Below are 21,101 nucleotides of genomic sequence, written 5' to 3'. Positions count from 1 at the left end.
GGCCGCCGCGCGGTCTGAAGGGGGCGGTGCGCTTGGAGCGGCGACCGGGGGAGCGGACGGCCCCGAGCAGGATGCTGCCGAGCCGGCGGCCCCCGCGAGGGGGTGGTTCGAGCCGGGTGCGTCTGAGATGGGTCCATCTGATCCTTGGTGGGGCCCTGCTGATGCCCTACTTCCTGCTCACGGAGGTGCTGGTCGGAGCCCTCGCCGGTGGGGTCAACGCGCTCGACTCGCTGCCGCTCAGCTTCGCCGCCTACGCCGCCGCCCTGCCGCTCGTCGCCGTGACCGGGCTGTTCGGGCTGGTCCGGCCGATGTCGGTGGGCGTGGCGAGGGCCCTGTGCGGGGTGCCGGGGGAGCGGCTCGCCGAGGGGCCGGCCCGGAGCTGGGCTGCCCGGGGGCGGGCAGCGGCCTGGTGGACCCTGCACCTGGGGGTCGGCGCGCTGGTCAGCGGGATGACCCTGGCGGTGCCGCCCATGGCGGTGGTGCTGATCGCGCTGCCGTTCGTGAGGGCGCTGCGGGAACTCCCGCTCGAGCTCGGCCGGTTCGGCACGGGGGCCGAGCCGTACGTGGCCCCCGTGCTCGGGGCCGGGCTGCTGGGCGGGCTGGCCCTGTGCGCGGCCGGAGCGGGGGCGCTGCTGGCCCGGCTGGCGCCCGTGCTGCTGGGGCCGACGGCGGTGGACCGGCTGGCGGCGGCCGAGGAGCGGGCCGCCGACCTGGCCGTTCGCAACCGGCTGGCGCGGGAGCTGCACGATTCCGTCGGGCACGCGCTGAGCGCGGTCACCCTCCAGGCGTGCGCCGCCCGGCGGGTGCTCGCCAGCGACCCCGGCTTCGTCGAGGAGGCACTGGCGGCGATCGAGGAGACCACCCGCCGCACGGTGGGGGAGCTGGACGCCGTCCTCGGTCTGCTGCGCGAGGGCGACGGAGCGGGGGCCGGGGTTCCGGGAGCGGGGCCCGCGCCCACGCTCGCCGGCGACCTCGACGGGCTGCTGGCCCGCAGCCGGGCCTCCGGGACGCCGGTCACCGCACGCCAGGACCCGGGACCGGCCGGGGACTGGGGGCGGCTCCCGGCGATCGTCTCCCGCGAGGCGTACCGGATCGTGCAGGAGGGGCTGAGCAACGCCCTGCGGCACGGGGCGGGCCCGGTCGACCTGCGGATCCTCGTACGGGACCGCGACGGACACGAGCAACTGGAGATCACCGTGACGAACGAACCGGCCACCGCGGCGCGGGCCCGCACCACCGGAGGTCGAGGACTGCGCGGGGCCGCCGAGCGGGCCACGCTGCTCGGCGGACACGTCGAGGCCGGGCCGCACGGGGGCCGCTGGCGCCTGCGGGCCGTCCTTCCGCTCGGCGGAGTCGGCCGGTGACCCCGCCGGCCCGACCGCCGCTGCGCGTCGTACTGGCCGACGACGAGCGGATGGTCCGCACCGCCCTGCGGGTGATCCTGGAGGCCGAGCCCGACATGGAGGTGGTCGGGGAGGCGGCCACCGGCGCCGAGGCCGTGGCCATGGTCCGGGCGCTCGCCCCGGACGTGGTGCTGATGGACGTCCGGATGCCGGAGACGGACGGCATCCGGGCCACCGAGCGGATCCTCGCCACCATGGCCGAGCCGCCCCGGATCGTGGTGGTCACCACCTTCGAGAACGACGCGTACGTGTACGAGGCCCTGCGCGCGGGAGCCGCCGGGTTCCTCCTCAAGCGCGCCGGGGCCGACGAGCTGACGGCCGCGGTCCGCCTCGTGGCCCGCGGGGATTCGCTGCTCTTCCCGGCGGCCGTCCGCTCCCTGGCCGCCGCCCACACCCCGTCCGGGCCGGGCCATGCCGCCGCGCCCTGGGTGGCCCGGCTCACGGACCGGGAGGCCGACGTGCTGCGCCTGATGGCCACCGGGCTCTCCAACCACGAGGTCAGCGAGCGGCTCGGGGTAGGCCCGCAGACGGTCAAGACGCACGTGGCCGCGGTGCTCGCCAAGACCGGCTCCCGGGACCGCACCCAGGCGGTCATCGCGGCGTACGAGGGAGGGTTCCTCATGAGGAAAAGCTGAGAACTCCGCCACAATCGGGGCAGAGCGGAACGGCTGGGACGGCTGGGACGTCCTTCTGGGGGATGAACAAGACGATCAGGCGTGCGTCGGTCTTCTGTCTGCTTCTGGTGCTGGCCCTTTTGGTGCGGGTCACCTGGGTGCAGGCATACCAAGGCCAGGCCCTCGCAGACGACAAGAACAACCGGCGCAACCTGATCGGGCAGTACGAGAACCCGCTGGGGAACATCATCGTGGGCGGGGAGGCGATCACCGGGTCCACGCAGACGGGCGGAAGGGACTTCGGGTACAAGCGGACTTACACCGACGGGGCGTTGTACGCGCCGATCACCGGCTACAGCTCCCAGGCCTTCGGATCGAGCATGCTGGAGGGCGTTTACAAGAACATCCTCAATGGCTCCGACAACCGCCTCAAGACGATCATGGACACGCTCACCAACAAGCGCGCCGCCCCGGGCAACGTGCTGACCACGATCGACAAAGAGGTCCAGAAGGCGGGCTGGGACGCCCTGCAGGGCATGCAGGGTTCCGCGGTCGCGATCGATCCGTCCACGGGCGAGATCCTGGCCGTCGTGAACAACCCGACCTTCGACCCGGGCACCATCGCCGGCGCGGGCGACGCGGAGCAGCAGGCGTGGGACGCGCTCAACGCCGATCAGGGCAAGCGGATGGAGAACACGGCGCTGCGCAAGCCGCAGGCGCCCGGATCCACCTTCAAGCTGGTCACGCTGGCGGCGGCCATCGAGAACGGCCTGGTCAACAACATCGACACGCCCACCGGGATCTCCGGCGACTACACGATCCCCGGCACCCGGACCAAGCTGCCCAGTGAGGCGGGGAACGAGGCCTGCAACAACGTCTCCCCCCGGACCGCGCTGAAGCTGTCCTGCAACAACGTCTTCGCGGAGTTGGCCCACAAGCTCGGCCAGGACCAGATGCGCGCGATGGCGGAGAAGCTCGGCTTCAACGTGGTGCAGAAGGTCCCGGTGTGGACCAACCCCACGAGCAAGTACCCGGAGAAGAAGATGTCGGTCGACCAGGTCGCGCAGACCGGTATCGGCCAGTTCGACGTCCAGGCCACCCCGCTGCAGATGGCGATGGTGACGGCGGCGATCGAGAACGGCGGGAAGCTGGTCTCCCCGCACGAGGTCTCCGAGGTCACCGACGCCAACGGCAACGTGCTGGAGAGCTTCAAGGACCCCAAGTCCCAGCAGGTGATGAAGGAGAAGACGGCCTCGATGATCCGGGACGCCATGATCACGGTCGCCACCGAGGGCGGCGGCAAGAACGCCCTCGTCCAGGGGGCCGAGGTCGGCGCCAAGACCGGTACCGCCCAGCGCGGCGTGAACAACAGCCTCTCGCCGCTCGCCTGGTTCACCTCGTACGGAAAGCTGAACGGCAAGCAGATCGCCGTCGCCGTGGTGATCGACAGGTCGGACACCGACCGCTCCGAGATCGGCGGCGGCAAGCTGGCCGCCCCGGTCGCGCAGAAGATGATGCAGGCCTGGCTGAAGAAGTAGCCGGAGCGGTCGGAGAGGCCATCGCGCCCGGCCGTCCCGTACGCGTGGCCGAATCGGGTGTGTGTGCGACATGCGGTGCGCGCGCCGGGAACCGGCAGGGTTCCCCGCGCGTTTCCTTCCTCATGATCCGCAGTGCGCATTCCGCCGACCTTGACGCCATCGCCGCCCTCCACAGCCGGGCCCGTGCCACCTACTACCGGGGCCGGATCCCCGAGGAGGCCTACGGCGGCGCCGCCGAGCTCGCGCGCACCCGTGAGGGCTGGTCCCTTGCGGTCGCGCGGGCCACGGCCGACGGCGGGGTGCTCTGCGCCGAGCGAGACGGGGAGCTGACCGGGGTGGCGGCCTTCCGCACCGTCGGCGGCGAGACCACCCTCACCCAGCTGCACGTGGACCCCGCGCACTGGCGCCGGGGCATCGGGGCCGCCCTGCACGCCGCCTGCCTCGAGGTCTGGCGCCGCGCGGGCATCCGCGAGGTCCGCCTGGAGGTCTACGAGCACAACCTCCGCGCCCAGGCCTTCTACGCCACCCACGGCTGGCTCCCGGACCCCGCCGCCGGAGCCCAGTCGGGATCCCACCGCACGCTCTGGCTCGCGGTGGATGAGCCGGCGCTCCCGCGGCAACCGTCCGGGGAATGGGACGGGGCAGTGAATGGTTGAACCCGGAACAGTTGATTCCGTGGAGAGAAGAAGGAACATGCGCGTCGAGATCTGGAGCGACATCGCCTGCCCGTGGTGCTACATCGGCAAGGCCCGTTTCACCAAGGGGCTGGCCGACTTCGCCCACCGCGAGGAGATCGAGGTCGTCTTCCGCTCCTTCGAGCTCGACCCGAACGGCCCCAAGGGGCAGGTGGCGCCCGTCCTGGAGATGCTGGCCAAGAAGTACGGCCGCACCCTGGAGGAGGCCCGCGGCATGGAGGAGCACGTCGCCGAGAGCGCCCGCGCCGAGGGGCTGACGTATCGCACCGAGGGTCGCGATCACGGCAACACCTTCGACATCCACCGCCTGCTGCACCTGGCCGCCGCCCGGGGCCGCCAGGAGGAGCTGCTCGACCTCGCCTACCGCGCCAACTTCGGCGAGGAGCGCTCCGTCTTCGATCCCGAGGTGCTGGTCGTGCTCGCGGTGGAGGCCGGACTGGACGAGGCGGAGGCCCGCGCGGTGCTGGCCGACGACTCCGCCTATGCCGCCGAGGTGCGGGCCGACGAGCGCGAAGCGGCCGAACTGGGTGCCAACGCCGTACCGTTCTTCGTGCTCGACCGCCGCTACGGGATCTCCGGGGGCCAGCCCGCCGAGGTGTTCACCAAGGCGCTGGAGCAGGCCTGGGCCGGCCGCGAGGTGCTCACCCCCGCGGCTCCCGAGGGGGAGGCGTGCGAGCCCGACGGCGCGTGCGCGGTACCGCGGCCCTGAGCTGAAACTATAAGCAGTTCTATGGGTTAGCACGTAAAGCTCGCCGATGGACTTTGGGTTGCTCCTGGCGCAGAGTGGGCGCCATGGACCTCTTTCCGGCCGAAGCCGTCCGCGGCGAGTTCGCGCACTCCACCACGTACCTCAACACCGCCACCTGCGGGATCCTCCCGCGGGACGCGGTCGCCGAGGTGCGGCTGCTCGCCGAGGCGGCCGGGGCCGGTATCCCGGCCGGCTTCGGCGACTTCGACCGCGTCGAGCGTGTCCGGGAGGCGTACGCCCGCCTCGTCGGGGTCGCCGCCGAGCGTGTGGCCGTCGGCTCCGCCGTTTCCACCAGTGTCGGCCTGATCTCCGCCGCGCTCCCGGCCGGATCCGAAGTCCTGTGCCCCGAGGGCGACTTCGCCTCCGTCATCAACCCGTTCGTCGTGCGCGGCGAGCTCAAGGTCCGCTTCGCCCCGCTGGAATCCCTCGCCGAGGCCGTCGGTCCGGGCACCGCGCTGGTCGCGCTGAGCGCCGTGCAGTCCGCGGACGGGCGTACGGCGGACCTGGCGGCCGTCCGTGCCGCGACCACCGCGTACGGAGCGCGGATGCTGGTCGACGCCTCGCAGGCGGCCGGCTGGCTGCCCTTCGACGCGAGCCCGTACGAGTACACGGTCGCCGCCGGGTACAAGTGGCTGCTCGCCTCGCGCGGGGTCTCCTACCTCACCGTCTCGGAGGAGGCCCAGGACACCCTGACCCCCCTGCACGCCGGCTGGGTGGCGGCCGAGTCCATGTGGGACTCCACGTACGGTCCGCTCGAGCGCCTGGCCCACGGGGCCCGGCGCTTCGACGAGTCCCCGGCCTTCCTCGGCTACCACGCCGCCGGGCCCTCGCTGGCCCTGCTGGAGCGGATCGGCATCGACGCCGTGCACGCCCACGACACCGCCCTGGCGGCCCGTTACCGCGCCGGCCTCGCCCGGCTGGGCCACGAGCCCGTGCCGGGCGGGTCCCCGATCGTCTCGGTCCCGGGCCTGGCCGGCCGTCAGGACGCCCTGCTCTCCGCCGGCGTGGTGACGGCCGCCCGCGCCGGAAACCTGCGGGCCTCCTTCCACCTCTACAACACGGAGGCGGACGTGGACCGGCTGCTGAACGCCCTGGAGGGCTGACCGGCCCCGGTCAGCCCTCCAGGGCCGCCGACCAGGCCGTGGCCACCGCCGCCGCGGCCGCGTGCCGGGCCGTCACCGCCGCCCGCGGGGCCGCCCATCGCCTTCTGGGCGCCGATCACGCACAGGTCCACGCCCCACGGTCCGGCAGCAGCGGCTCCGCGCCCACCGAGGCCACCGCGTCGAGCATGAACAGCGCCCCCGTGGGCCCGTACGACCTCGCCGATCTCCGCGACCGGGTTGGTGTTCCCGGGCCACTCGATCAAATTCCGGGCAGGATCAACGCCTGCCCGAGATGCCGGACAGCGTAAGGCCCCGTGAACATGCCCGACCCCAACCCGAACAGGACACCGGCCAAAGCCGCTCCGGCCACCGGCGAGGGAAAGCGACCCGCCGAGTTCGGTAACGGTCAACCCGTGGGCTGGAGTTGACACGAACCGACCCCGATGCAGAGGAGAGGCGCCGGGGTCTGACGTAGTAGTGCAAGTGTCAGGCCGAGACCTCCACCGGGTTGTGCCTCTAGGGGGATCCCAGCCAGTTTCGTCCAGGACTGAACCACGCGAGCGTGTGTAGGCCTCTAGTCAGTCTCCCGAGGGGCGCCAGTGGTGTGCCAGGCGTGTGGCGCCCCAGGCGCCCCAAAGCCAGACAGCGACCGCCATGACTCCGGCCCCGACCAGGGCGGTGTCGAGCATGTCGCCGGTCCCGGTGTGCTCGCTGCTGTAGGCGATGGCCTTGATGGGAGTGGCGAGCCACTGGTGCATGAACAAGCCGATCAGAGCTGCCGCGGCAAGGGGGACGAACAGTGTGAAGAATGCGGTGCTGAAGTAGATGGTCCTCTTACCGGCGAGGACGCTGACCGCGGTGACCTGACGGACGAACCGGAGGAACTCGGCAAGGTTGGTGACCATGATCGAGATGATGACGAGAATGACCGCGAAGGTCCCGTAAAGCATGACCCATCGTCCGTCGAGGTCGTCCATGTTCGCGGAGATCAGCCATGAGCCGGCGATGGTTTCCACAGGTACTGCCATGCCAAGGTGGCGGTTCGCGGCTTCTTTGACCATGGGCACCGGCAGGTCGCGGCCCTTGTCGCCGACCAATACGAGGGTGGGACCTTCTGGCTGGGTGGTCTCTCTGGCGTAGATGCCCTGCCCAGGGGTGTCCCAGGTGGCAAGGGCCTGGACCCGCGGGTCGGGGTGGTTGGGTTCGATCTCGGTCCGCTTCTGGGTGCAGGGCAGGGACAAGCGCCGCAGGGCTGTGCACGGTCCGTTGATCTCGGCGGTGGACTTCTCGTGATCCACTGACAGGCGGAGCATCTCCACACCGGGTGGCAACTCTTCCAGGAAGGACTGAGGGACGGGCTTGTCCTCCTTCACGGATATCAGTACCGCGCTGCTTCCAACCTTCCGGACCGTCTGCTGAGCCTGAATGGCGGGGCCGGTGTTGAGGGTGGCCCAGAGCTGGGTCTGACCCACGAGGACAAACGCGATGATCACCCCTGCCGTGAGACGGACGGTGGCGCCGGGCCACGCCGCTGCCCACCGTCCGGCCAGCAGGGCTCCCGGCCGGCCGCGTCGGTGGCCGATCGAGGCTAGGGCGGTGCCGGCGGCCACAGCGCCGAGCCCAATCAGCGAGGGCAAGGTGAGGACAGTGCCGCCGACACCGATCACGTACACCAGGAGCCTTTGCCCCGAGCTGGTTACCAGCCCGGGCCCCTGCACTGCCACGAACAGCAGGAAGGGACAGAGGTAGGGCCACCAGCGCGGCAGACGGGTCTTGAACAGGCGCGGTCTGACACCGTCGCGCCGGCCCTGCCGCGGGTGCAGGAGCAGCACACAGGCCAGGACGAGGAATGCGGCCAACACTGGTGCCGTGAGCAAGGACCAGCCCCACTGCCGTTCGTCTGCCACGGCGATGGTGTACCCGGTCAGGGGAATTCGAGTGTCGCCTGCCAGGATCCAGCAGGAGGTGACGAGCCCCATCATGATGCCGAGCGCGACGGCAGGTGCCGCTTCACCGGCGTTGACGGCGGCTCGGACGCGGCGTCCGCCACCGAGTGCTTCCAGTAGGGCCGTGCGCTGGTCCCTGGCATCCGATCCCGCCCGGGCGGCTGCGGCAATGAGCGCGGAGACAGGGAGGGCGCCCATGAAAACGGTGAGGGCGAAGAGGATGTAGGGGGGCTTGACGAACATCATCTCGCCGGTGCCAAGTGGCCTCGCAGTGCCGAATTTGGAGCTCGGCCACATCCTTGCGGTGTCCGCGGAGGCAGGGGGACGCACGTAGGCGAACCACTCGCCGGGGCTCGCCAGCACGCGGGGCTCGATCGTTCCAGCGAGCCCGCCGAAGCGAGTAGTAATGCCTTCATCGCGTCCCGCAGCGAGCAGGGCGGGTGAGAGGACTGCGTGCCCGGGTTCAGGCCAGGCGGACAGGCCCGGGGGGACGGGAGCGTCCTCTGTGAGCGGCGTGATGTAGATGACCTGGTACTGCACGTTGTCGACCTCATCGAAGGCCGGCCGGAACAACAGACGTGCCCGCTCAGTGCTGTTCTGCGAGATCTGGACGGGGGACCGGGCCGCGTCACGCTGTTCGCGGCCCTCGTAGGCGGCATTGATCAAGGCCACCGCGCAGACGACGAGGCTTGCGGCGAAAGTGGCGCAGACCAGTGCCACGGCGCGGATCCTCCCGGCGGAAGCTCCACGGGCTGAGACCCTTCCGATGCGGAGCAGCTGCCGCCACAGGGGCGCTGCGGTGTGTCCGCTCACTGCACTTCCCGCGGAACGAGCCGGCCCTCAACGAGGTGCACGGTGTCATCGGCCAGTGCGGCGACCTGCGCGTCGTGCGTCACGACGAGGAGGGCACACGGCCAGCGCCGGGGCACCTCGAAAAGCAGCTCGGCCACAGCGGCTCGGTTGGCGTCATCGAGCGCGCCCGTCGGCTCGTCCGCCACCAGCAGGGACGGCCTGTTGACCAGGGCGCGAGCGACGGCCGTCCGCTGGCGTTCCCCTCCCGACAGCGTTCCCGTCGCCCGGGCATCGCGGGGCACTCCCAGGCTGCCCAGCAGTTCCGCCGCAGCCTTGTAGGTCTCCTTACGGTCCGCGCCCGCCAGCAGCCCCGCGAGCGCTACGTTCTCCACGGGCGTCAGCTCGGGAAGAAGCTCACCGAACTGGAAGACGACCCCGATGTGACGGCTGCGGTGGCGGGTCAGCTCCCTGCGGCTCATCCGGCCCAGGTCCGCATCCGCGACTCGCACGGTACCTTCCGGTTTCACCAGCCCCAGAGCGCAGGAGATCAAAGTACTCTTCCCGCTGCCTGACGGTCCCATTACTGCGACGGAATCACCTGTACATAGACGCAGGTCAAGTCCGTCGAACAGTGTCCTGTCACCGATCTGGTACCGAAGAGAACTGAACTCAAGCGCAGCACCCTTCGCCGGCCTGCGCGGAGATTTGTTTTCCATTCTTACCCACCTGATAAAAAGGTGTGGGGCCGCCGATATCGGCGGCCCCACATGAACCGTCCCTACTGGCTTCGTTCCGTGTCACACTTGTCCGGAGCCCAGCCGACGGATATGCAAGCCTGCACCATCCAGACCGTATTGCCGGACCCGCTGGTGGCGGTTGTACCGGACCCAGACTTGTTGTGCAGGGTGTAGGGATACCCGTCGCTACTGTTGCGCGAGTAGCGGACGTAGACGGACTGCCCGTCCTCCTTGAGGTCCGTCACAGCGCACAGTCATCCGACCTGCCCGCATTAAAAAAGTGCACCGATAGACTAACTGGCGGACCGAATGAACTCCCTCGTCCATTTTAGGTCAATATTCGCCCAGATTTATACTCCTGCTGAAGCGTGGCGACCCCTTGATATAAGCGATCGCACGCGATGAGAGGTATTTTGCGCCACGCTAGGGCACTTATGGGCCACATTTATAAGGGAGGGGAAAATTCTCATTCCGGCGTCAGACCCCGGCGCGGCGCAAGGGTGGAGCGCCGGGATCTAGAGAAGGAGGCGGGCGTCAGACAGTGATCTCCGCTGGGGCTGAAATCGGCGGCCGGACGCCGGTCAGCTCCTCGGCGCGGTCCAGGAGGAGCGGTGCGAGCTTGGGGTAGAAGCCGCGCGCGACGGCTTGGAGCATTTCCGCGAGCGCGGCCGGTTCGCCGACGCGGCCGGCGGGAGTGTTGAGGCCTCGTCCCAGTGATCGCGGCTCCTGGCCGAGGTCAGCACTACGTCCAGGGCCGGGCAGGAGGCAGCAGGCAGAAGGCCGGCGGCGCCGGGCATGAGGCCGGGGTGGATCAGGTCCACCCGTTCAGGTGTCATTGCGTCGAGGAGGTCGCCGCCATGCAGCGGCGCGGAGCCGAGGGTGATCATCCCTGCGTCCCGGACGAACCGGGGGCGAGGGCGGTGCTCACGGGAGTGCTCCCTTCGTCCGGGGTCGTTCGTCCGGAATCGTCCGGGGCGACCTGGAGAGCCTAGGAGCGCGCACATAGAGTGCCGCCATGAGCGACGACGTCAAGGGCGACAGTGCGATGCCGGGGCCGCTGCACCTGAAGGGGCGGGTGCTGGTCGGGCCCGAGGAGGTGCGCGACGAGCTCTGGGTGGTCGGCGGGCGCGTCTCCTTCGAGCGCCCGCGCGGGGCCCGGGAGATCACCGAGATCACCGGCTGGGTGCTGCCCGGGCTGGTCGACGCGCACTGTCACGTAGGACTGGACGCCCACGGGCCGGTGGACGCGGACACCGCCGAACGCCAGGCCCTGACCGACCGCGACGCCGGCACTCTCCTGGTCCGCGACGCGGGATCCCCGTCCGACACCCGGTGGATCGACGACCGCGAGGACCTGCCGAAGATCATCCGGGCCGGCCGGCACATCGCCCGCACCCGCCGCTACATCCGCAACTACGCCCACGAGATCGAGCCGGCCGACCTCGTCGAGTACGTCGGCCGCGAGGCCCGGCGCGGCGACGGCTGGGTCAAGCTGGTCGGGGACTGGATCGACCGCGAGGCCGGCGACCTCGCCGCCTGCTGGCCGCGCCCCGAGGTCGAGGCGGCCATCGCCGAGGCCCACCGCCTCGGGGCGCGCGTCACCGCGCACTGCTTCGCCGAGGACTCCCTGCGGGACCTGGTCGAGGCGGGCATCGACTGCGTCGAGCACGCTACGGGGCTCACCGAGGACACCATCCCGCTGTTCGCGGAGCGCGGGGTGGCGATCGTCCCCACCCTCGTGAACATCGCGACCTTCCCGAAGATGGCGGCGGGTGGCGAGGCCAAGTTCCCGAACTGGTCCGCGCACATGCGCAGACTGCACGAGCGGCGCTACGACACCGTCCGCGCCGCCTACGACGCGGGGATCGGGGTCTACGTGGGCACGGACGCGGGCGGTTCCCTTCCGCACGGCCTGGTCGCCGCCGAGGTCGGCGAGCTCGTCAAGGCCGGGATCCCGCCGCTGCAGGCCCTGTCGGCGACGGCGTGGGGTGCGCGCGAATGGCTCGGCAGGCCCGGCCTGACCGAGGGGGCGCCGGCGGACCTGGTGGTCTACGGGACCGATCCGCGGGCGGACGTACGGGCGCTGGCGCGGCCGCTGAGGGTGGTGGTGAACGGCAGGGTGGTGGCCTGAACCCGGCGGGGGGAGGAGAGTTGACGGGGCGTGACGTCGACGGCCGTGCGGTCGTTGTGCATGACCTTCGCGGGGGAGGGTGCCCGCGATGTCCGGGACGGGAGGGAACTCCCGTTCCGCAAGGGGTGCATTAATTCGAACCTGTGCATGGAAACCACCCTTTGGGGTGAACTCACGCCGGGTTGGCACCCGTTCACTCTCAGTGCGTAAAGATTCCGGGGTCGAGGCCGTCGGCGCGCGCAATGTCCCCCATTGGCGGCGCGACGGCTCCCATCTCCCTGGGGGTTCCACCACCTTGAACAGCAACACCTTCCGCATGCCCGTGGCCGCGCTGTTCGCCACGGGAGCGGTCGCCCTGCTCGCCGCTCCGCCCGCCTCCGCCACCGGTTCCCACCCGGGCGGCGAAGGCAAGGCCAGTGCCGTGGTCCTGCGCGCCGGACTGGACGTGGGCCTGCTCAACAAGACCGTGCACGTCCCGCTGAAGGCGACCCTCAACGAGGTCAGCGCCCCGGCGGACGCGGACAAGACGGCCCTGACCGTCGCCCTCGACGGGGTCGAGGGCGGAAAGCCGGTGAGCGTCCTGCGCGCCGACGTCGCCACCTCCAAGGCCACCGCCGACGAGGACGGGGCCCAGGCCGAGGCGAACCTCGCCAAGGCCCGGGTGCACGTGCCGGGCCTGCCCGACCTCTCCCTGATCGAGGTGGAGAAGGTCACCTCCAAGGCGGTCTGCGCGATGGGCGCCAAGCCGGTCGCGAGCTCGAACGTCCTCGGCACGGTCACCGCCCTCGGCAAGAAGGTCACCCTCTCGGCGGACGGTCCCACCAAGGTCGAGGTGCCGGAGGTCGGGCTGGTCAGCCTGGAGCTCTCCGCCACGGAGACCACCTCCAGCACGGCCGCCGCGACCGCGCTGCGGCTCAAGGTGTCGGTGAACCCGCTCCACCTGAACGTCGCGGAGGTCGAGGGGGAGATCGTGCTCGCCGAGGCCCGCTGCGAGTCCCCGGCCGCCCCCGCCCCCAGTCCTTCCTCGAAGCCCGGGGTCAAGCCGCAGACGGTCGCCTCGGGCACCGCCGGGACCGAGGCCGGCCTCGCGGAGACCGGCGGCGGTTCACTCACCCCGTACGTGACGGGCGGCGCGCTGATCCTGCTCGGCTTCGGCGCGGCCGCGCTGTTCGTCACCCGGCGCGGCAGGGCCTCGTAGCGCCGCCGCGTAACGTCGCCGCGCAGCGCCGCCTCGTAACGTTGCCCCGGCGGGCTAGCGTGTGGCGCGGGTCAGCCCCTGCTCGCCCGCGCCGCGCGACATCACGGCCTTCGTCACCTCGCGGTCGGCGGAGGCGTAGGTGCTGTCGGAGGACTCCGGGGAGGCGCACGAGGTGCAGACGACGCGGAACGGCGGCCGCATGTCCGAGTACTGCGTGAGGTATTCCGCCTTCACCACCTCCCAGCGGACCGGCCGGCCGGCCGCCGGGGCGAAGGTGAACCGGGGGATCGAGGACATGTTGCCGCGGGCCTTCTCGGCCTCGTAGAAGCTGGCCACCTGGTCGCCCATGCCGTAGACGACCCAGGTGCCGTTGACCTTCTCGTACGGCTGCGGCACGTGATTGTGCGTGCCGAGGATCAGGTCGATGTCGGGGAGGCCGTCCGCCCCGCGCGAGGCGGTCAGCGTCCGGGCCAGGTCCAGCTGCTGCTGGTCGGGGGCCGTCTGCCACTCGGTGCCCCAGTGGACGCTGAGGACGACGACGTTCGCGCCGGCCGCGCGCGCGGCGCGGGCGTCGGCGACGATCCGGTCCACGTCGATCAGGTTCACGGCCCAGGGCTTGCCGGAGGGGAGCGGGATGCCGTTCGTCCCGTACGTGTAGTCCAGGTGGGCGACCTTGGCGCCGCCGGCTTCGAGCAGCGCCGGGGCCTTCGCCTCCTCGGCGCTGCGGGCCGATCCCACGTGGCGGATGCCGACGCGGTCCAGGTTCTCCAGGACCCGGACGAGGCCGTCGTACCCGTCGTCCAGGGTGTGGTTCGAGGCGGTGGAGCAGCTGTCGTACCCGGTGTCGCGGAGGGCGTCGGCCAGTTGGTGCGGGGCTTTGAAGAGCGGGTATCCGGTGTAGGGGCCGCCGGGCCGGCCGTACGGTATCTCGTGGTGGCACACCGCCAGATCGGCGGCGGAGACCACGGGTTCGACCCCGGCGAGCATCTTCCTGAAGTCGTAGCCGCCCCGCTCCGCGGAGTCGTCGGCGGCCCGCTGGACGATGGACGGGTACGGGATGATGTCGCCGGTCCCGACGAGCGTGAACGGTTTCCCCTCCGCCGAGGCCGGGGCCGAGGCTGCGGGGGCGCCGCCCGGGCTCGCAGCTGGGTCCGGCGCCGTCCCCGGCTCCGCCCCCAGCCGCTGCTCGGTGGCCGGGCCGCCGTCCCGGCCGGCCAGGTGCGCCATGCCGTACACCGCGCCGCCCACGAGCGCCAGCCCCGCCGCGGCCGTGCCTATCCGCCCCGCTGTCCTCATCCCCGTACCCCCCGGTGTCGTGTGGCTGCGGCTTGCGAAAATCCTCGCGCACCCGGGCGGCCCGTGCCACACCTCCACCGCGGAACGGGCCGTTCGGGTGACGTTCGGTCAGCGCGCCGCGAGGGCCAGGTCGAGGGCCTGGAGGAGGCGGCCCGTCGTCGCCCGGTCGCGGACCGCCAGCCGCAGCCAGGAGCGGTCCAGGCCCGGGAAGGTGTCGCCGCGGCGGACGGCGAAGCCCAGTGCGCGCAGCCGGGTGCGGACCTCGGCCGCGCCCTCGATCCGGATCAGGACGAACGGCCCCTCGGCCACGCCCGCCACCGAGACCTCCTCGAACTCCGCGAGCCCGGCCAGGAGGTGCTCCCGGTCCACCGCGATCTGCCGGGCCGCGGCCTCCGCCTCGGCCAGCGCCGCCGGGGCCACACAGGCCTCGGCCGCGACCAGGGCCGGCGTGGACACCGGCCACAGGGGCTGCGCCGCCGACAGCTTCGCGATCACCTCCGGCTCGGCCAGCACGTAGCCGATGCGCAGCCCGGCCAGGCCCCAGGTCTTGGTCAGGCTCCGCAGCACCACCAGACCCGGTACGTCCGTCCGCCCGGCCAGCGCCTCGCGTTCGCCGGGGACCGCGTCCATGAAGGCCTCGTCGACGACCAGGATCCGCCCGGGCCGGGCCAGCGCGGCCAGGGTCGCCGCCGGGTGCAGCACCGAGGTCGGGTTGGTCGGGTTCCCGACCACCACGAGGTCGGCGTCCTCCGGGACCGCCGCCGGGTCCAGCCGGAAGCCGTCCGCCGCCCGCAGCACCACCCGCTCCACCCGGTGCCCCGCGTCGCGCAGGGCCGCTTCCGGCTCGGTGAACTGCGGATGCACCACCACGGGCCGTACGGCGCCCAGCGCCCGCGCGATCAGTACGAAGGCCTCCGCGGCCCCCGCCGTCAGCAGTACGCGCTCGACCGGCAGCCCGTGGCGCAGGGCCACCGCCGCGTGGGCCCGGCGGCCGTCGGGATAGGCGGACAGGAGGTCGAGCGAAGCCGCGATCCGGGCCTTCAGCCAGTCCGGCGGCGTGTGCGCCCGTACGTTGACCGCGAGATCGACCAGCGCCGAGCCGGTGTCCGCCACCTCCGCGTCCCCGTGGTGGCGCAGGTCGTGCGTGTGCGCCGTCGCCACGGCGCAGGTCGCCGCCACCGACCGGCGCTTGGGTACGAGCAGTTCCCCGCCCCCGGCGAGCGCGGCGGCCTCCGCCACCGAGGGGGTGCCGGCGGCGTCGCGCGCCGCGTCCGAGGGGTGCGGCACCACGATCGCGGCCAGTTGCTCGGACGGGTAGCTCAGCAGGGGCACGCCGAAACGTTCCGCCGCACCCGCGATCCCCGCCTCCACGGCCTTCGCCTCCACGGTGGCCAGGGCCGTCACGGCCCCCGCCGACAGACCGGCGCCGTGCAGGGTCTCCTCCACCAGCGCGCACACCTCGGCCACGGACACCCCCGCGCGGCCGCCGACCCCGACCACCAGCTGCGTCGCGTACTCGCCCAACAGGTTCACCCGTTCTCCGTCGTCATGATCGTGGTCGTGGTCGTGCTCGCACGTGTGGTCGTGGCCGTGGCCCTGCGCGCGGTCCTCGCGTCCGGCAGGCCCGGCCGGTGCGCCGGGTCCGTCAACCGTCCGTGGTCCGCCACCCGGACGCGGAAGTGCGCGGGCGGCGAGGAGTCGGTATGCAGGGGCACATGGCCGTGATCGTGGCGTTGGGCGCGTTCCTGATGACCCTGGCAGGCGGATGGACGGCGCAGCGCGTCACCGACCGCCGCCACCTCGTGCTGGGCCTGGCCGGCGGGCTGATGCTCGGCGTCGTGGGCCTCGACCTGCTCCCGGAGGCCATGCGGGCGGCCGGTGACGAGCTCTTCGGGGTCCCGCTCGCGCTGCTGCTCTTCGTCGGCGGGTTCCTGGCCGCGCACTGCGTGGAACGCCTGCTGGCCGTCCGCCAGGCCTCCCACGGCGGCACGAACGGCGACGGGCACGGGGACCACGGAGGCAGGGTCCCCCAGGTCGGGCTGACGGCCGCCGCCGCCATGGTCGGCCACAGCCTCGCCGACGGGGTGGCCCTCGGCGCCGCGTTCCAGGTCGGCGGCGGGATGGGCGTGGCCGTGGCGCTGGCCGTCATCACCCACGACTTCGCCGACGGGTTCAACACGTACACGCTCACCCGGCTGTACGGGAACGCCCGCCGCAAGGCCCTGCTCATGCTCTTCGCGGACGCGGCGGCCCCCGTCGTGGGCGCCGCGTCCACTTTGCTGTTCACCCTTCCGGAGGAACCCCTCGGGGCCTACCTCGGGTTCTTCGGCGGTGTCCTGCTGTACCTGGCCGCCGCCGAGATCCTGCCCGAGGCCCACCACAAGCACCCCGCGCTGTCCACGCTGATGTGCACGGTGGGCGGGGTGGCCGGGATCTGGCTGGTCGTGGGCCTGGCGGACTGACGGGGCCCGGCGGACGGACCGGTCCGGCCGGGCCGATCCGGCCGGCCGGCCGCCGAGGACGCCGCGTCTCCGGCTCACCGATGCGCTGCCGCTGCTTCGGCGAAGCGCAGGGCCACGGACGGCTCCGCCGCCCAGTGCGTGTGCAGGTAGCTGGCGTGCACGCCGTTCTCCACGAAGCCCTCGACGCGGCGGTCCGGATGCGTGAACCCCCACGCCGGGGAGGCCCCGGAGCCCGGCTCGATCACCGTCCGGTGGAACTCGTGCCCGCGCAGCCGGGTTCCGGCCGGTGCGAGGACGCTGTCCGACACGGCGACCGCCTCGCGGTAGCCGAGCGTGAGCCGCTCCGACATCCGCGCGTCGGCGTCGAGCACCCCGCACATGGGCTTCCCGTCCAGCGAGCGGGCCAGGTACAGCAGCCCCGCGCACTCGGCGGCCACCGGGCCGCCGGCCGTGGCGAAGGCCGCGACGGCCTTGCGGAGCGGCTCGTTCGCGGACAGCTCCGGGGCGTACACCTCGGGGAACCCGCCGCCGATCACCAGGCCGCTGGTTCCCTCGGGCAGCGCCTCGTCCCGGAGCGGGTCGAAGGTGACGACCTCCGCTCCGGCGGCGCGCAGCAGCTCCGCGTGCTCGGCGTACGAGAACGTGAACGCGGCGCCTCCGGCGACGGCGACGACCGGTCGCCCGACGGGGCTCCGGGGGCGGAGCCCACTGTCCCGGGGAGGGGCGGGGTCGGGGAACAAGGTCCGGTCCGGAGCCCAGGCCTCGCATGCCAAGGGCGGGGCCGTCCTGGCCAGGGCCATCAGGGCGTCCAGGTCGCAGCCCTGGCGGACCTGGTCGGCCAGGGCCGTCACCGAGTCGAGGGCGTCGCGCCGCCGCTCGGCCACCGGGACCAGCCCCAGGTGCCGGGACGGCGCGGCGACCTGCGGAGCCCGCCGCAGGACACCGAGCACCGGCATCCCCGCCTCCTCCAGCGCCTCCCGCAGCATCACCTCGTGCCGGTCGGAGCCGACCTTGTTCAGGATCACGCCCCCCAGCCGCACCTGCGGGTCGAACGAGGCGAAGCCGTGCACCAGCGCCGCCACCGACCGGGACTGCGAGGAGGCGTCGACGACCAGTACCACCGGTGCCCGCAGCAACTTCGCGACCTGCGCCGTGGAGGCCAGTTCACCCCGCCCGGCGGCCCCGTCGTAGAGCCCCATCACGCCTTCGACGACCGCCAGGTCGCACCCGGCCGCCCCGTGCGCGAACAGCGGGGCCACCAGCTCCGGCCCGCACATGAAGGCGTCCAGGTTGCGCCCCGGTCGGCCGGTGGCCAGCGCGTGGTAGCCCGGGTCGATGTAGTCCGGTCCGGCCTTGTGCGGGGACACGGCGAGGCCGCGCTCCGAGAAGGCCGCCATCAGGCCCGTCGCGACGGTGGTCTTGCCGCTGCCGGAGGACGGCGCGGCGATGACGAGGCGCGGCACGTCGAACGAAGTCACCACTCGATGCCCTTCTGGCCCTTCTGGCCGGCGTCCATCGGGTGCTTGACCTTGGTCATCTCGGTGACGAGATCCGCGAACTCCACCAGCTTCTCCGGCGCGTTGCGGCCGGTGATCACCACGTGCTGCGTCCCGGGACGGTCGCGGAGCACCTCGATGACCTCGTCGACGTCGATCCAGCCCCAGTGCATCGGATACGCGAACTCGTCCAGCACGTACAGTCGGTGGGTCTCGGCGGCCAGGTCGCGCTTGACCTGCTCCCAGCCCTCCTTGGCCGCCTGTTCGTTGTCGAGCTGCGCGTCGCGCTGGACCCAGGACCAGCCCTCGCCCATCTTGTGCCAGACGACGGAGCCGCCCTCGCCTGAGGCGCCGAGCACCTTCAGCGCGTTCTCCTCGCCGACCTTCCACTTCGCCGACTTGACGAACTGGAACACCCCGATCGGCCAGCCCTGGTTCCAGGCGCGCAGCGCCAGCCCGAAGGCCGCCGTCGACTTGCCCTTGCCCGGCCCGGTGTGGACGAAGACGAGCGGGCGGTTGCGGCGCTGACGCGTCGTGAGTCCGTCGTCCGGAACGACGGACGGCTGTCCCTGCGGCATTACGCGGCCCTCCTGAGGGTCGGGGATGAGGTACGTACGTTCTTCACGAGCCCGGCCAGCGAGTCGGCCCGCAGCCCGTCCAGGCTCACGGCGGGCCCGCCCAGGTCGGCGGCCAGTACCCCGGCCAGCCCCAGCCGGACCGGCCCGGACTCGCAGTCCACGACCACGGAGGCGATCCCCTGGGCCGCCAGCAGCCGGGCGCTCTGCCCGGCCAGTTCGCGCGGCGTGCCGCCGTGCGCTCCGGCGGCGGTGCCGGCCGAGGTGGCCCGCCCGTCGGTGACGACCACGAGCAGCGGACGCCGGCTCGGGTCCCGCAGCCGCTCGATCCGCAGTACTTCGTGGGCCTTGAGCAGCCCGGCGGCGAGCGGGGTGCGCCCGCCGGTCGGCAGCTTCTCCAGCCGGGCCGCCGCGGCGTCGACGGAGGAGGTGGGCGGCAGGGCCAGCTCGGCCGCGGCGCCCCGGAAGGTGACCAGGCCGACCTTGTCCCGGCGCTGGTAGGCGTCGAGCAGCAGGGACAGCACCGCTCCCTTGACCGCGCTCATGCGCTGCCGGGCGGCCATGGAGCCGGAGGCGTCCACGACGAACAGCACGAGGTTGCCCTCGCGGCCCTCGCGCGTCGCCTGGCGCAGGTCGTCCTTGCGGATGACCAGCCCGCGCCCGCTGCGTCCGCGCGCCTTCTGGTGCGGGGCCGCCGCGTGCACGGTCGCCGCCAGGTGCAGCTTCGTCAGCTGGCCCCGGGGGCGGGTGGCGCCGGTGGTGCGGCCGTGCGCGGTACGGGCCCGCGAACGCCGGCCGGAGGCTCCCTCGCCCAGTCCCGGGACGCTGAGCATCTTGGTGCGGAACGGCTCGGCGGCCCGTACGGGTGCCTGCTCGGCCGGATCGGCGCCCTGGGCGGAGTCGGGGGAGTCCGGGGACTGCGGGCCCTGCTCGGTCCCGGGCCGGTCCTCGACCCGCTCGTCCGGTCCGGGCAGCTCGGGCCCGGAATCCCGCGGAGGTATGCCGCCCCCGCCGTCGGGGCCCGCGCCGTCGTCCGGACCGTTGTCGTGCGGGCCGCCGTCCTCCGGGCCCTCGCCCGGTCCCTCGGGCTCCGGCTCCGGACCGGGCTCGGGGTCGTTGTCCGGGTCCTCGTCGGGGAACTGGTCCAGGATCCGGTCCAGCATCTCCTCGTCGAGACCCGGCGCGTCGAAGGGGTTGCGGCGGCGCCGGTGCGGGAGCGCCAGCAGGGCGGCCTGACGCACGTCCTCCTTGCGCACAGAGGTCCGGCCGGCCCAGGCGGCGAGCGCCGTCGCGGTGCGGGCCATCACGATGTCGGCGCGCATGCCGTCGACCTCGAAACCGGCGCAGGTCGCGGCGATCTGCAGCAGCGAGTTGTCTCCGAGGACCACCTGGGGGAGCAGCGCCCGCGCGGCCACCACCCGGGCGCGCACCGCTTCCTCCTCCCCGGCCCAGCGGCCGGCGAAGCCCGCGGGGTCGTCCTCGTAGGCGAGCCGGCGGCGGACCACCTCCACGCGCTGGACGGGCTCGCGGGAGGCCGCGACCTCGACGGTCAGGCCGAACCGGTCCAGGAGCTGCGGGCGGAGCTCGCCCTCCTCGGGGTTCATCGTGCCGACGAGGAGGAAGCGGGCGGCGTGCCGGACCGAGACGCCCTCGCGCTCGACGTAGTTGGCGCCCATCGCGGCGGCGTCCAGGAGAAGGTCGATGAGGTGGTCGTGGAGCAGGTTGACCTCGTCGACGTACAGGATCCCGCGGTGGGCGTCGGCCAGCAGGCCCGGCTCGAAGGCCTTCACGCCCTCGGCGAGGGCGCGTTCGATGTCGAGGGCGCCGACCAGGCGGTCCTCGGAGGCGCCGACGGGCAGCTCCACCATGCGCGCGGGCCGCGCCGCGCCCTGCCCGGGCTCGTGCGGGCCGTCGGGGCAGACGGGGTCCGGGGCGGTGGGCGCGCAGCTGAACCGGCAGCCGGGGACGACGTCCACGCGCGGCAGCAGCGCGGAGAGGGCGCGGACGGCGGTGGACTTGGCGGTCCCCTTCTCGCCGCGCACGAGCACACCGCCGACCGCGGGGCTCACCGCGTTGAGCAGCAGCGCGAGGCGCAGGTCGGTCTGGCCGACCAGTGCGGTGAACGGGTAGGGCGTGCTCATGCGGTGGCCCCTCCTTCTGTTCGGGTACGGATACGCGTGCGCGGGCTGGTACGGATGCGGGTGGCGGGGCCCGGCTGCGGGTGTGCCGCTGCGCGGGGCCGCAGTCTCCCACCCACCCTTCGCCCGTTCCCCGGGGCTCCGCCCCAGAACCCGGTCCTCAAACGCCGGACGGGCTGGATCCGGCCGGCGTCGGCCCGCACCTGAACGCCGGGAACTGGCCCCTGGG

General features: G+C 72.6%; 17 protein-coding genes and 1 pseudogene. 9 read left to right on the top strand and 9 right to left on the bottom strand.

Annotation, left to right across the window (positions count from 1 at the left end; genetic code table 11):
* Positions 1–71: 71 nt before the first annotated feature.
* The 6 genes from OG389_RS09205 to OG389_RS09180 all read left to right on the top strand — a co-directional run bounded on the left by OG389_RS09205 (position 72) and on the right by OG389_RS09180 (position 6,101).
* Positions 72–1,364, top strand: coding sequence for a sensor histidine kinase (locus OG389_RS09205; RefSeq protein WP_443059420.1), 1,293 nt, complete (start codon positions 72–74; stop codon positions 1,362–1,364).
* Complete coding sequence (locus tag OG389_RS09200) at positions 1,361–2,038, top strand: response regulator transcription factor (protein ID WP_328297972.1); 678 nt, start codon at positions 1,361–1,363, stop codon at positions 2,036–2,038. The genes OG389_RS09205 and OG389_RS09200 overlap by 4 nt, the downstream gene beginning before the upstream one ends.
* A gap of 62 nt (positions 2,039–2,100) precedes the next feature.
* Positions 2,101–3,555, top strand: coding sequence for a penicillin-binding transpeptidase domain-containing protein (locus tag OG389_RS09195; protein WP_328297971.1), 1,455 nt, complete (start codon positions 2,101–2,103; stop codon positions 3,553–3,555).
* Positions 3,556–3,677: 122 nt separating this feature from the next.
* Positions 3,678–4,211: a GNAT family N-acetyltransferase gene (locus tag OG389_RS09190; protein WP_328297970.1), complete on the top strand. Its 534-nt coding sequence runs from the start codon at positions 3,678–3,680 to the stop codon at positions 4,209–4,211.
* A 37-nt stretch (positions 4,212–4,248) separates the two neighbouring features.
* Positions 4,249–4,959 carry a DsbA family oxidoreductase gene (locus OG389_RS09185; RefSeq protein WP_328297969.1) on the top strand — a complete coding sequence of 237 codons (711 nt, stop codon included), beginning with the start codon at positions 4,249–4,251 and terminating at the stop codon, positions 4,957–4,959.
* Between the two features lie 83 nt (positions 4,960–5,042).
* Entirely contained in the window at positions 5,043–6,101 is a 1,059-nt protein-coding gene (locus tag OG389_RS09180) for an aminotransferase class V-fold PLP-dependent enzyme (RefSeq protein WP_328297968.1), read from the top strand.
* Positions 6,102–6,181: 80 nt separating this feature from the next.
* Here OG389_RS09180 and OG389_RS09175 read toward each other — a convergent pair.
* From OG389_RS09175 to OG389_RS09165, 3 genes and pseudogenes are all read right to left on the bottom strand, one after another.
* A pseudogene (locus OG389_RS09175) lies at positions 6,182–6,349 on the bottom strand (aminotransferase class V-fold PLP-dependent enzyme); the annotation flags it as partial.
* A gap of 330 nt (positions 6,350–6,679) precedes the next feature.
* On the bottom strand, positions 6,680–8,767 hold the full coding sequence (locus OG389_RS09170) for a hypothetical protein (protein WP_328297967.1): 2,088 nt from the start codon (positions 8,765–8,767) through the stop codon (positions 6,680–6,682).
* A gap of 89 nt (positions 8,768–8,856) precedes the next feature.
* Positions 8,857–9,555: an ABC transporter ATP-binding protein gene (locus OG389_RS09165; protein WP_443059230.1), complete on the bottom strand. Its 699-nt coding sequence runs from the start codon at positions 9,553–9,555 to the stop codon at positions 8,857–8,859.
* A 1,036-nt stretch (positions 9,556–10,591) separates the two neighbouring features.
* Between OG389_RS09165 and OG389_RS09160 the strand changes: the two genes are divergently transcribed.
* Together OG389_RS09160 and OG389_RS09155 are read left to right on the top strand one after the other, a co-directional pair.
* On the top strand, positions 10,592–11,707 hold the full coding sequence (locus tag OG389_RS09160) for an amidohydrolase family protein (protein ID WP_328297966.1): 1,116 nt from the start codon (positions 10,592–10,594) through the stop codon (positions 11,705–11,707).
* 295 nt (positions 11,708–12,002) lie between these two features.
* On the top strand, positions 12,003–12,905 hold the full coding sequence (locus tag OG389_RS09155; protein ID WP_328297965.1) for an SCO1860 family LAETG-anchored protein: 903 nt from the start codon (positions 12,003–12,005) through the stop codon (positions 12,903–12,905).
* A gap of 54 nt (positions 12,906–12,959) precedes the next feature.
* Here OG389_RS09155 and OG389_RS09150 read toward each other — a convergent pair whose 3' ends face one another.
* The 3 genes from OG389_RS09150 to OG389_RS09140 all read right to left on the bottom strand — a co-directional run bounded on the left by OG389_RS09150 (position 12,960) and on the right by OG389_RS09140 (position 15,916).
* The gene (locus OG389_RS09150) at positions 12,960–14,201 is read right to left on the bottom strand and encodes a CapA family protein (RefSeq protein ID WP_328297964.1); all 1,242 of its coding nucleotides are present in this window, start codon (positions 14,199–14,201) and stop codon (positions 12,960–12,962) included.
* A gap of 108 nt (positions 14,202–14,309) precedes the next feature.
* A complete protein-coding gene (gene cobC / locus OG389_RS09145) occupies positions 14,310–15,734 on the bottom strand; it encodes an Rv2231c family pyridoxal phosphate-dependent protein CobC (RefSeq protein WP_328297963.1) in 1,425 nt (474 codons plus the stop codon).
* Positions 15,731–15,916: a hypothetical protein gene (locus tag OG389_RS09140; RefSeq protein ID WP_328297962.1), complete on the bottom strand. Its 186-nt coding sequence runs from the start codon at positions 15,914–15,916 to the stop codon at positions 15,731–15,733. Before OG389_RS09140 ends, cobC begins: the two co-directional genes overlap by 4 nt.
* Here OG389_RS09140 and OG389_RS09135 point away from each other — a divergent pair, their 5' ends adjacent.
* A complete protein-coding gene (locus OG389_RS09135; protein WP_328303626.1) occupies positions 15,917–16,663 on the top strand; it encodes a ZIP family metal transporter in 747 nt (248 codons plus the stop codon). It abuts the gene before it with no gap.
* A gap of 74 nt (positions 16,664–16,737) precedes the next feature.
* Here the strand turns inward: OG389_RS09135 and OG389_RS09130 are convergent, their stop codons facing one another.
* The 3 genes from OG389_RS09130 to OG389_RS09120 are packed head-to-tail and all read right to left on the bottom strand — an operon-like array spanning position 16,738 to position 20,875.
* Positions 16,738–18,144: a cobyrinate a,c-diamide synthase gene (locus tag OG389_RS09130; RefSeq protein WP_328297961.1), complete on the bottom strand. Its 1,407-nt coding sequence runs from the start codon at positions 18,142–18,144 to the stop codon at positions 16,738–16,740.
* On the bottom strand, positions 18,138–18,737 hold the full coding sequence (cobO, locus tag OG389_RS09125) for a cob(I)yrinic acid a,c-diamide adenosyltransferase (RefSeq protein WP_328297960.1): 600 nt from the start codon (positions 18,735–18,737) through the stop codon (positions 18,138–18,140). The genes OG389_RS09130 and cobO overlap by 7 nt, the downstream gene beginning before the upstream one ends.
* Positions 18,737–20,875 (bottom strand): putative cobaltochelatase, encoded by a 2,139-nt coding sequence (locus OG389_RS09120; protein ID WP_328297959.1) that lies wholly within the window; start codon positions 20,873–20,875, stop codon positions 18,737–18,739. Before OG389_RS09120 ends, cobO begins: the two co-directional genes overlap by 1 nt.
* Positions 20,876–21,101: the final 226 nt, after the last annotated feature.

The organism is Streptomyces sp. NBC_00435, from assembly GCF_036014235.1.
Classification (GTDB): domain Bacteria; phylum Actinomycetota; class Actinomycetes; order Streptomycetales; family Streptomycetaceae; genus Streptomyces.
The sequence above is the reverse complement of the archived record's forward strand: the minus strand, read 5'-3'. Positions and strand labels throughout refer to the sequence as shown.

Excerpts from the sequence above, each read along its gene's own strand:
- OG389_RS09205 (WP_443059420.1), top strand. The coding sequence starts at position 72 with ATGCTGCCGAGCCGGCGGCCCCCGCGAGGGGGTGGTTCGAGCCGGGTG.
- OG389_RS09195 (WP_328297971.1), top strand. The coding sequence starts at position 2,101 with ATGAACAAGACGATCAGGCGTGCGTCGGTCTTCTGTCTGCTTCTGGTG.
- OG389_RS09190 (WP_328297970.1), top strand. The coding sequence starts at position 3,678 with ATGATCCGCAGTGCGCATTCCGCCGACCTTGACGCCATCGCCGCCCTC.
- OG389_RS09185 (WP_328297969.1), top strand. The coding sequence starts at position 4,249 with ATGCGCGTCGAGATCTGGAGCGACATCGCCTGCCCGTGGTGCTACATC.
- OG389_RS09180 (WP_328297968.1), top strand. The coding sequence starts at position 5,043 with ATGGACCTCTTTCCGGCCGAAGCCGTCCGCGGCGAGTTCGCGCACTCC.
- OG389_RS09165 (WP_443059230.1), bottom strand. The coding sequence starts at position 9,555 with ATGGAAAACAAATCTCCGCGCAGGCCGGCGAAGGGTGCTGCGCTTGAG.
- OG389_RS09160 (WP_328297966.1), top strand. The coding sequence starts at position 10,592 with ATGAGCGACGACGTCAAGGGCGACAGTGCGATGCCGGGGCCGCTGCAC.
- OG389_RS09150 (WP_328297964.1), bottom strand. The coding sequence starts at position 14,201 with ATGAGGACAGCGGGGCGGATAGGCACGGCCGCGGCGGGGCTGGCGCTC.
- OG389_RS09135 (WP_328303626.1), top strand. The coding sequence starts at position 15,917 with ATGGCCGTGATCGTGGCGTTGGGCGCGTTCCTGATGACCCTGGCAGGC.
- cobO (WP_328297960.1), bottom strand. The coding sequence starts at position 18,737 with ATGCCGCAGGGACAGCCGTCCGTCGTTCCGGACGACGGACTCACGACG.
- OG389_RS09120 (WP_328297959.1), bottom strand. The coding sequence starts at position 20,875 with ATGAGCACGCCCTACCCGTTCACCGCACTGGTCGGCCAGACCGACCTG.